The organism is Methanoregula sp., from assembly GCF_002835825.1.
GTDB lineage: Archaea > Halobacteriota > Methanomicrobia > Methanomicrobiales > Methanospirillaceae > Methanoregula.
The window spans coordinates 1-1377 of the sequence record NZ_PIZH01000549.1 but is presented as its reverse complement, the minus strand read 5'-3'; the positions used below and the strand labels follow the sequence as shown (position 1 = coordinate 1377).

Sequence of the window (1377 nt, the reverse complement as noted above, 5' to 3'; positions counted from 1 at the left end):
ATTATGATCCCTCCAGCGTATCGGTGATGAGATCCCCGAAGATCCGTTTCAGTGCATCCTTCTCGTACTCTGCCTTGTGGTCGTGGGCATCGAGCAGGTGTTTAGGGGGCTCCCAGACAAACCAGTCCCGCATGGTCATGTACCCGATCAGGTTGTCGGTCAAGAGTTTCCCGACCTTGTACAGGTCATAGTAATAATCGAGCGTGGGTTCTTCCTTCCAGTTCACCGGCCCCAGCGGCTTTTCGATGATGGAGAGCATGTTGTCGCCAAAGACCTTGGACTGGTACCATGCCGTGTGCGTCCACCGGGTGGTCAGCATCTCCTTGACCTCGAGGTGGTTGAACTTCTTCATCTGGGGGATGTTTAAGACCGGCATCAGCTCGTCTGCCGGAAGCGTCTTTGCAAGATACATGTCGCGGGCATAGAACATCGCTTTGTTGAGGACGAAATACCGGCGCGGGACAATGGACTCCTGCTCCATCATCTCGTCCATGTCGTTCTTGCTCTCTTTCATGATGTGGTAGAGCTGGGTCTTTCGTATCTTCGTCATCCGGTGATACACGTCCGCGTTGATGATCGCGTTCCACGGGATCTCGTTGATGTCGTCGTTGAAGTGCGAGAAGAGGATGAAGAGCATCTGGAGGAGTTTCTGGACCGGGAGCTTGTTCTCCTTTTTTGCCTCGTCCTTTAGGGCATCGAAGTAGATTTGCCGCATGCCGGAAAAGACCGAATCGGCGGTATAGGAGCAGACCTTGTAATCGCCCTTCTTTGCCGCTGCGCCCTTAATTAAGAGATGCGTGCAGTGCTTGGCGATGACGAAGTCTTTCAGGAGCCCGACATACTGCGCCGGGAAGATGATGACATTGGAATCGATATCGTAGGTATACTTGTCGACAAGCGTGCCCCCGGGTTCGGCTTCGGGCTGGCGCAGGAGCGACACTTCGGTGTCGAGCATCTCTTCGGTATGGACAAGGATCCGCCGGATAGGCTTGGATAAGGGCATCTCGGTTTTCATGGGATAATCACCGGGGCGGATCCGAACGCCGTCCCAAGGATCTGTGGTTATTACAATTGTTCGTACCAGTGCATTTATAATATACACATCCCGGCGAAAAAAACGATAAACTCTTGCAAGGAAATGCCACGTCACCATCCCTGCCTGGCATCCCGCTGGTCACCAGTTTGGGGAACCTGTTGCCGGGCACTTCTCTCCCGGGATTCGCCGGGTCAGAACAACAAAAAAGAAAATACGGGGGACTATCCGCAATCGCGCGGATGAGAAAGCCCGGATTACGCAGCGTACTTTGCCGGGTCAGCGTCAAACTTCTTCTTGCAGCCCGGGGCGCAGAAGTAATACTTTTTCCCGTTGTACTCGCT

2 protein-coding genes are annotated in these 1377 nt (G+C 53.6%); both read right to left on the bottom strand.

What is annotated here, in order from left to right; all coding sequences use genetic code 11:
* Window position 1: 1 nt before the first annotated feature.
* Window positions 2-1015 carry a hypothetical protein gene (locus CW742_RS13205; protein WP_292421133.1) on the bottom strand — a complete coding sequence of 338 codons (1014 nt, stop codon included), beginning with the start codon at window positions 1013-1015 and terminating at the stop codon, window positions 2-4.
* Window positions 1016-1290: 275 nt separating this feature from the next.
* The coding region (locus tag CW742_RS13200) for a YHS domain-containing protein (RefSeq protein ID WP_292421135.1) at window positions 1291-1377 on the bottom strand (87 nt) is incomplete at its 5' end.